This window comes from Veillonella sp. HPA0037, from assembly GCF_000411535.1.
GTDB classification, from domain to species: domain Bacteria; phylum Bacillota; class Negativicutes; order Veillonellales; family Veillonellaceae; genus Veillonella; species Veillonella atypica.
In genome coordinates, this window is sequence record NZ_KE150483.1 from 1,299,600 (window position 1) to 1,309,206 (window position 9,607).

Consider the following 9,607-nt stretch of genomic DNA (forward strand, 5'->3'; position numbering starts at 1 on the left):
GCATGGTTACCAACTACATTGCCTTTAGCGTCAGTGGAGAAGGAATAACCGTCTTTGATTTGATCAGCCAAACCGGACAAGTCGATTTTTGCGATTGTACCAGCTTGGTTAGCGCCGTTGCCATCGTTGTATTTCAATGTTACGGATTTGCTTGCTGTATCGTAAGCGTAAGATGTAGTTGTTTCACCAGCACGATTAGATGTTGTAGGAGCAATGTGCAAGTCGTTAGCTTTGGAAATAGTCTTAACGTCGCCGATGTTAGCAGCATTTGTGTTATCTGTATCATTGTTATTTACAATGCCAGATTTAAGGTTAGTAATGTTATTACCACCGATGCTTACGTTGCCGCCATTGAATGCAAAGTTATCGCCACCAATTGTGAAAGTAGCATTGCCACCGTTCTTAATTGTGTTGATGTTTTTCAAGTCTTTGTTCAATTGAACTTCTAAAGTATCTGTACCATCAGCTTTTACGTTGATGTTACCAGCTGCGCTCTTGAATGTAGCAGATGTATTTTTATCTACGCCTTCACCTTGTACTTTTACTAAGCTGTTCAATTTTTGTTTGTTCACTGTATCAGTGTTGTTACCAGTGAAGTTCAAACCATCATCTAACGTAGCCACTTCATGTTTATCATGGTTGTTATCTTCATAAACAATACGAGTGATGCCATCTTTGCCGTTTAAGCCAGGTTGGCCTTTTTCGCCCTTCATAGTAAGACCGTCTTTGCCGTCCTTACCATTTAAGCCGATGGAGCCGTCTTTACCATTGATCACAACGGAAGAACCATCTTTACCGTTTACGCCGATTTTGCCGTCAACGCCGTCTCTACCGTCTTTGCCGTCGTTACCAATCTTGATATCGTTAGCCAAGTCGAATTCAACCTTAGCACCGTCGTTGTTGCTAGTTTGTTTTACAGTTAAGTTCTTGCCTGCTGCCATTTCAACTGTTTTACCATCAGAGATAGTTTTAGCAGCTGTTTCAGAATCAGCAGTTGTGTTACCTGTGGATTTCACATTCCATACGGATTGTGCAGCACCAGGAGCCACGTGCAAGTCGTAAGTCACTTGGTTACCGTTTTCAGTTTTGTTAATTGTTACGGAGTTATCGTTAGATGTAACAACTGTACGAGCATCTTTCAACTGTTTAACGTTAACTGCGTCTGTATCGTTTACGCCAGCTTTCACATTAGTAATGTTCAAGTTACCAGCGTTGATGCCAGTCTTAGTAACGGATGGGCCGCCTGTAATTGTTAAACCACCATTGTTGAGAATTGTGTCACCAATTTTCAAGGAACCATTTGGTGTTAAATCAACATCATTGGACAATGCATATGTATAAGTATGTTCACCAGTTGTATTATCAATATTTTGAGCAACAGTTAAGTTTTTACCTGCTGCATAAGAAACAGTTTTACCATTTGCTACAGGTGTAACAGCATGGTTACCAACTACATTACCTTTAGCGTCAGTAGAGAAGGAATAACCGTCTTTGATTTGATCAGCCAAACCGGATAAGTCAATTTTTGCTACTGTACCAGCTTGAGTTGCGCCATTACCATCGTTATATTTCAATGTTACAGATTTGCTTGCTGCATCGTAAGCGTAAGATGTAGTAGTTTCACCTTGACGATTAGATGTTGTAGGTGCAATGTGTAAATCGTTTTCTTTAGAAATACGTTTTACATCACCAATATTAGCTGCGTTATTGATAACATCACCACCAGATTTAAGGTTAGTAATGTTTTGGTCACCCATGTTGATAGGGCCATTAGTGATGTTGATGGAGTTAGGACCGAATTCCATTTTTGGACCATTTGTAGTGTTGGAAATGGAATTGATGTTTACTAAATCTTTATTCACATCGTATTTAACAACGCCTTCAGCATCTACAGAAGCTGTTGTGTTTTTACCGTTAACGAAGTTCAAACCTTTATCCAATGTAACTGTTTGAGCATTTTGACCATTCGCTTTGTATGTCAAAGGAATTTGAGTAGCCGCTTTGTTACCATCGAATGTTACTGTATAAGTTGTGTTATGGTTTGTTTCATCTTGTACAGGTGTCACAGTGATAGGGTTGTTAGTTGTATTTGTAGTATTTACAGTTACCGCTTCACGAGCTGCGTCTTTTACGTCGTTACGGGATACGTTTACTTCGTAAGTTGCACCAGCGTCGCCATATTGGTCACCTGCTTGAGGAGTAACCTTAGCAATGTTTTTATCTGTAGAACTACTGGAATCAGCTTTTGCTTTCACCTTTTCAGTAGAAGCAGCTGTAGGTGTTACATTATCAACGTCTACTGTGTAAATTGTTTTCTTACCACCGTCAACAGTATTTTCTGTTACAGAAGTAACCTTCGCAGCATTTTTACCACGAACCTCTACAGTATTGTTCAATTTACCTTTAGCTTCATCGGACAAGTCAACAGCTACGTTGCTGCCAGATGCAGTTGTTTTGATGTATTGGCCATTGTTAGCACCAATTACGCCAAAGCTCAAGCCACCAGCTTGGTTCAATTTTTGAAGATCAGTAGCGCCTGTGTTACCAGTCAAGCCAACTGTGTTATTGAAACCGTTATTAACGATGCTTAATTGTTCTTCAGTAGCGGCGCGACCTTTTTTAGCGAAATCTGGAGCATCCAAAGTTACGTTAGTTAAACCAGTGATGTCACCAACTTTAGCATTCAAGTTAATGTTGTGATCACCTGCTACGTTAACAGTTTGGTTACCACCGAATACAACCTTGCCATCGCCAGCTTTGTTTGTGATGGATGTAATGTCGTTTAAATCACCTTCAACGTCTACTTTGAAAGTTTTAACGCCATTGATTTCACGGTTGCTCACCTTTGTATTCTTACCATTTTCCATATCGATGGATTTTTTAGCAAGATTTTGGATAACTGTTTCGCCACCCTTGTTGATATTGGAAAGATCTTGTTTAGCAATACCTGTGATAACAGCTGTTTCGTTAGGAACGTCCTTGTTGTTGCCATCAAGGTAAGTCATTGTTACTTTGCCGTTGTTATCAACTGCGTATTCACCAGGTTTGATGTGACGTTCATCAGCACGAACTTGTTTCAATTGGCTAACATTAACTGCATCGTTATCATTTACGCCAGCTTTTACATTAGTAATGTTCAAACCACCAGCATTGATACCAGTTTTAGTAATGGAAGGACCACCGTTGATAGTCAAACCATTGTCAGTGATGTTAGTGTCGCCGATTTTGATAGACCCATCTGGAGTCAAATCGATGTCTTTGTTCAATGCAAATTCAACAGCTGCATTACCATTTTTATTAGTTTGTTTAATGGTCATGTTTTTGCCGGCTTGCATTTCCACAGTTTTGCCGTCACGGATTTCTTGAACACCAGCAGAACCTTGTGCAACCTTACCTTCTGTAGCAGAAGATTTCACGTTGAAGGAGCTCATATCGCCAGTTTTCAAACCGCTCAAGTCGATAACTGCTTTAGGGCCGTTAACAGTTTTGCCATTACCATCTTGGTATGTTAATGTAACCTTTTTGTTAGCGTCTACAGTGTATTCAGCTACGTTATTGTTAGTACCTGCTGTAGGAGCTACATGCAAGTCATTAGCTTTGGAAATACGAGTTACGTCGCCGATGTTAGCAGCGTTATTGATTACATTGCCACCAGATTTAAGGTTAGTGATGTTATTATCACCAAGATCTAGGTTACCACCAGTGATGCTGATGTTGTCACCACCAAAGTGCATTGTAGGACCGCCATTGTTAGTAATGGAAGTAATACCACCAAGATCACTATTTAAAGAGTATGTATATGTTTGTTCGCCTGCAGATTGGTTGATATCTTGTTTTACTGTTAAGTTTTTACCAGCTGCATAGGTAACAGTTTGACCGCTTTCAACTTTAGTTGCTGTAGCAGTACCATCTAATTTACCACCGTTAGCCTTAGCATTTGTTAAGAAATCGTATTTTGCAGCAGCGTCTGCAGCGTTGATTGTGTATGTAGTACGACCATCAACTGTTTTTTCATCAACAGTAACGTTTTTACCAGCTTTCACCATGCCTTTGTCATCAAATGTCAAAGTCAATCTGGAGTCTTTAGTATTTTCATCAGCAACAGCTGCGGATACACGGCCTTCACCACGAACATTCAATTTACCGCCGTCAGCCAAGAAGTCGCTGGAACCAGTATTACCAGTCAACGCAACGCCAACGTTTTTCAATTGAGCTACGTTAACAGCATCTGTATCAGCAGTACCAGCAGCAAGGCCTGTCAATTGACGAGTCAATGTACTACCATTACCGATGGATACAGCAGCCGTAGTAGCTGTGCGAACATTATTAGCTAAGTTTTTGTAATGACGTGTATGGTCATCGGAAGGATTGTAACCTTTAACGCCTTTATCTGTTGTTGTAACAGAGCTAGAGCCTAGTGCTACACCATTGGCAATGTTAGCTTCTGCTGCATTACCTAATGCAGTAGCAGCTTCTGCATTCGCTTTAGTTGTACGACCTAATGCAACGCCATATTTACCACCTGCACGAGAGCCAGCACCTTCAGCGATGGCAGCTTCTCCAGTAGCTTGAGATTGCATGCCGATAGCGATGGAGTTTACACCAGATGCAATTACTTTAGGAGAACCTTTACCACTTTGACCAATAGCAATAGAATTGTCACCAGAAGCCTCTGCACGAGCACCGACTACAGTAGATCCAGAACCAGATGCAGTTGTTTCACGACCGATAGCAATCGTATCTAGGTGAGTTGCAACGTTGTCACGACCGATAGCGATTTGAGAGTTTTCATCTCTAGTATTCGCAGCATTTCGACCATCATTAGAAGAATCAGTCAAGTTATTTTTACCAATGGAGATACCACCCATTGTTTTTGCATTATTTTGTTGACCTAATGTGATTGTATCAGCTACATGGGATGTATTTTCAGAACCGATGGCAACAGAGTTTTGGCCCAATGCATTTTCTTTATAACCAGCTGCAAAAGATCCAGGACCAGCAGAATTGGAATATACACCCATAGCAGCTGATTCTCTACCAGTCGCACTAGAATAGTTACCAACTACTGTAGAGTACGCTCCAGCTTGCAAAGGTGCTGTAGCCCAAGTACCTTTTGTATAGTTAACATTGTTATAGGAACCGATTGCAATAGCACTTTTAGCATTGGCATTACTTACGTTACCAATAGCTACTGTTGCAGCGCCACTTGCTCTATTACCAGCACCGATAGCAGTAGAAGCACCGCCTCTAGATTCATTTTGATTACCTACAGCTAAGCCAGAATTACCATATGCTTGGTTATTTGCACCAAGAGCCGTAGTGCCATCTTGATCATCAGTTGTGTTTTGGTAACCAACAACGATGGAGTTAACGCCAACACTATTACTAGGTTTAGCATTAGCTGCAATATTAATACGACTATCTTGAGTATTTACACTGCCATCAGGACTTCTATAGGCATCTACAGGCGTACCCATTTGTGCGCCAACGCCAACAAGCGCTAAACCAGCCAATACGCTAGCTAGGACTTTCTTTTTGCCGCTATTATTTTTCGCAATTTCAGGAACTACAACGTAGCATTCCTTGGATTTGCTCCAAACGACTTTAAAGACCTTATTCATAAAACCTTTGAACCCCTTTCTCATAAGTACATGAAAAATGTAACTTTTACACTTTAGTTCACTTCATGAAGAGTGGTTTTTCTCTCATTCACACACACTTCATATAGGATAACTTAATAATATCAATTTATTAATTAATTGTAAATACTTTTACGCCTATTTATTTAATGAAATTTTATATTTTAGATGAAAATAAACTGAAATTTATATGTATGTGTAAAAACAATCACATTTATCAAAAAGTACGCTATAACTATGTTTATAGCGTACTCAGCGACATTTTCTTCATATACTTTTCATATAAGTCACAGTTCTTTTTAGTTTATAAATATGTTAAATAATATAAAATCAGACAAAATAAGGTATTTAACCAACGCCACTATTCTATAAATTTAATAAATCGAAATTACACGATTAATCAGTAAAATACTGTATTTATAAGACATTCATCAATTCAATACATTAAATTGTATAATGCTAAATTTTATGGTTTATTAATATATATCTATTAATATATGCTAGTATTCCAAATAAAACTACACACAAAATGAACCTATGGATCTACTATAAACCATATTTTATGCACCAAAAAACGCCCACACTATGGGACGGTACTTTCAAAATTGCATTCAATTCAAAAGTCCGTTCTCACAGTGTGAGCGTTTTTATTATGGCCCCTATAGAAGAAAGGGGGGTGGGATTAGAGAGCCTATAAGGGCCATATGGATTTATAATTTAGTGTTCAGCCAGATTATTTGCCTATAGCATCACGTAAGTTTACTTTACGGGATTGAGGTTGATCTACAGGCGGATTAGCCATTGCTGCGCGAAGGTCTACTTCGTGGTCATCACCAGCTTGAGGTTCTTCGCTAGCTTTGTTTTTCACCGTTTGTTTTGCGGCGTACCAAATTGTTTCGTTCATGTAGTGACGAAGTTCATCATTGTTTACATGTTCTTGATCATGAGCCATGATGTCCAAAATGGAGTCTTCCAACGCTTGTGCTTCTTCGTCAGTCATAGGACCGCCGATTTTCTTTTGCTCTTGGATAACTGCATTGATTTGGTCTACCATGCCACGAAGTACATTGTACCCATAGCTATTGGTGAAACCATCTTGCTCATTGTATTTTGGCATATCAAAGTATTCGTATTCATTTTTGTTGCGATTTTCACCGTTCCAGTTCATGAACACTTCTTGACCATGCACACGACCGATGGAATGTGTGCGGAAATAGTCAGCATAGTTATGTTTGTCATAAGAATGCAACCAAACCTTTTCAAATTTCGTCAATTGTTTATGATCATCGTATTTAACCTTAGCTTTTGCAATGTTGATTTCTGCATTTTGCCAAGCTTTCACATAATCATGAACAGCTGCCACCGTTTGTGGGCTCGCTACAGGAACGAGTACAACAGAGCCGAGTTGTGGCGTCATTACAGGGTTTTTAACAATTAATACATCATCATATGTAGGTGCGCTGGCTGCGTGACCAGTAAGGGATGCAGCGCTCATTAATACTGCTGCTGTGAAAGCAAGCATTGTAGATTTTTTCATATCTATTCCTCTTTTCTTAGTCGAACCAAAAGGGACGAGAGGGTTCTCGGTATCGAGTTCCCTCTTCCCGTTATCTGTGAAAGTTTAATCTATCAAATTATAAACCTAATTTTGCCATCATTGCAGCAATTTGAGCTTTCATTTGTTCATTTTCTGCTTTCAAGTCAGATACTTCGCCTTTTAATCCGGCATTTTGAGCTTTCATAGCTGCCATTTCTTGTTGCATTGCATACGCGGAACTGATAGGGCCTTTGCGATAACGATCTGCTACAGCAGCTTCGCTATCACGGTTACCAACTTTCCAAGTTACACCAGCGTTTGCCATCATGTGGCTAGAACCACCAGCCCAGGATACACCACCATGGATTAATGTAGATTCATTTTTGTAATGAGCTACGCCAAGAGCCACTGCGGAGTTACCACGGTAGTTACCATAACCAGCCATGATTTGAGTTGGTTCTAATGGGTCGTATTGGATAGGTTTCAATGCGGAGAGAGCTGCGCCTTGAGCACCTACACGACCGATTTCTTCGCCAAGCATATCTACACGAGGGTCAGCTGCAGGAGCACCTGGAGTGCCTGTTACTGCCAAGTCGTAAACTGGAGCACCATTAGCATCTGTAGTTTTATTAATTACAACAGAGTGGTTGTTAGATGTAACCTTAGTCAATTGACCAACACGTGCCGCATCTGTTGGATCTGTACCTTTACCAATGTTAGTAATTTTCTTACCACCCATGTTAAGATCGCCATTTGTTACATTGATGGAGTTACCACCGAATGTCATTTTAGGACCACCAGCAGCATTAGAGATGGATGTAATACCTGTTAGATCACCCATTACGTCAAATGTAACTTTACCATCAGCAGCTGTACGAGCTTTTGTATTTGTGCCATCAATGAAGTTCAAGCCATCGGACAATTTAACTGTACGAGCACTGCCACCGTTTTGTTTGTATGTTAAAGGAATTTGAGTTGCAGCTTGATTACCATCGAAACCAACTTTATAAGTTGTTTCATGAGCTACAGATGTATCAGCAGTTACTGTAATAGCAGGGCTTGCAGAAGTTACTTTAACAGCTTCTTTAGCAGCATCTTTAACAGCATTTTTAGATACAGACACTTCATATGTTGCACCAGCTGCACCGAATGTATCGCCAGCTTTTGGAGCTACTGTAGCAATATTTGTATCACCAGCAGCTGCGGTACCAGCTTGTACTTTTTCAACGGCTTTTTTCTTAGCCTCAGTAAGAACTTTATTCAATTGTTCTTCAGTTGCTGCACGACCCTTAGTTGCAAATGTAGGATCAGTAAGATCTACATTTGTTAAACCAGTGATGTCGCCAGTTTGACCATCGATTTTAACTTTATGAGTATCACCAATAGTTACAACAGGTTTTAAGGATACTTTGTAGTTAGTATGACCATCTGCTGCTGTAGTATCAGTATCAACCTTAACGTTATTATCGCCAGCTTCTACTGTTGTTTTCGCTGCATCAGTGTATTTCTTCAATTGGGAACCATTAACTGCATCTTTAGATGTTGCATTTACATCACCATCAGCTACGTTAGTGATTTTCTTATCGCCTGCATCTACACCAGTCTTAGTAATGGAAGGACCATTAGCAATTGTCACACCATCTTTATTGACAGTAGTATCGCCCGCTTTCAAGGAACCATTCGTACCAAGATCAACATCTTTGTTCAATGCATAGTTAACAGTTGTGTTGCCATTACCGTCATTAGTTTGAGTAACAATCAAGTTTTTGCCAGCTTGCATATCTACAGTTTTACCATTTTTGATGTTTTCTGTTGTATCGCCAGCATGAGTACCTACTGTAGCAGATTCTGCAGATGTTTTCACATTGAATCCATCCATAGAACCAAAACCAGTTGCACTGATTGTCATTTTGCCATTAGCTGCATCAGGAGTAATTGTGATATGATCACCAGCTACAAGATTTACCTTGCCAGATTTAGCAGGAACATCAGTACCATTAGCTTGGATTGTCCACAATTGATCTGTAGTAGCTACAGTTTTTGTAGTGCCACCATTAGTTGTGAAAGTAATGTTATCACCATTACTTTGAATAGTGTTACCACCAAGTTGGATGCTGTTCAAACCTTTGAGGTTTTTGTTCAACTTAACAGTTAATGTATCTGTACCATCCGCTTCTACTGCGATGTTGTCTTTAGCAGATTCGAATTTAGTCGTACCATCAGACAGTACTACATATTTCTTACCTGTTGCAGGATCAACTACAGTACTTTCTTTTGTACCTTCACCTTGAACTTTTACAAGTGTATTAAGTTTATGGTTATTTACAGTAGATTCATTGTTACCAGTGAATTTCAAACCATCGTTAAGTGTAGCAACCTCTTGTTTACCACCCTTATCTTCGTAAACGATACGAGTCATGCCATCTTTACC

The 9,607-nt window shown here is 39.7% G+C and carries 3 protein-coding genes; all 3 read right to left on the reverse strand.

From position 1 onward, the window contains the following. Positions 1-5,621 (reverse strand): ESPR-type extended signal peptide-containing protein (locus HMPREF1477_RS09645; protein WP_255325120.1); only part of this gene is annotated, 5,621 nt, incomplete at its 3' end. Positions 5,622-6,372: 751 nt separating this feature from the next. Next, complete coding sequence (locus HMPREF1477_RS06030; protein ID WP_016476206.1) at positions 6,373-7,176, reverse strand: hypothetical protein; 804 nt, start codon at positions 7,174-7,176, stop codon at positions 6,373-6,375. Between the two features lie 97 nt (positions 7,177-7,273). Further along, the coding region (locus HMPREF1477_RS06035) for a YadA-like family protein (RefSeq protein ID WP_016476207.1) at positions 7,274-9,607 on the reverse strand (2,334 nt) is incomplete at its 5' end.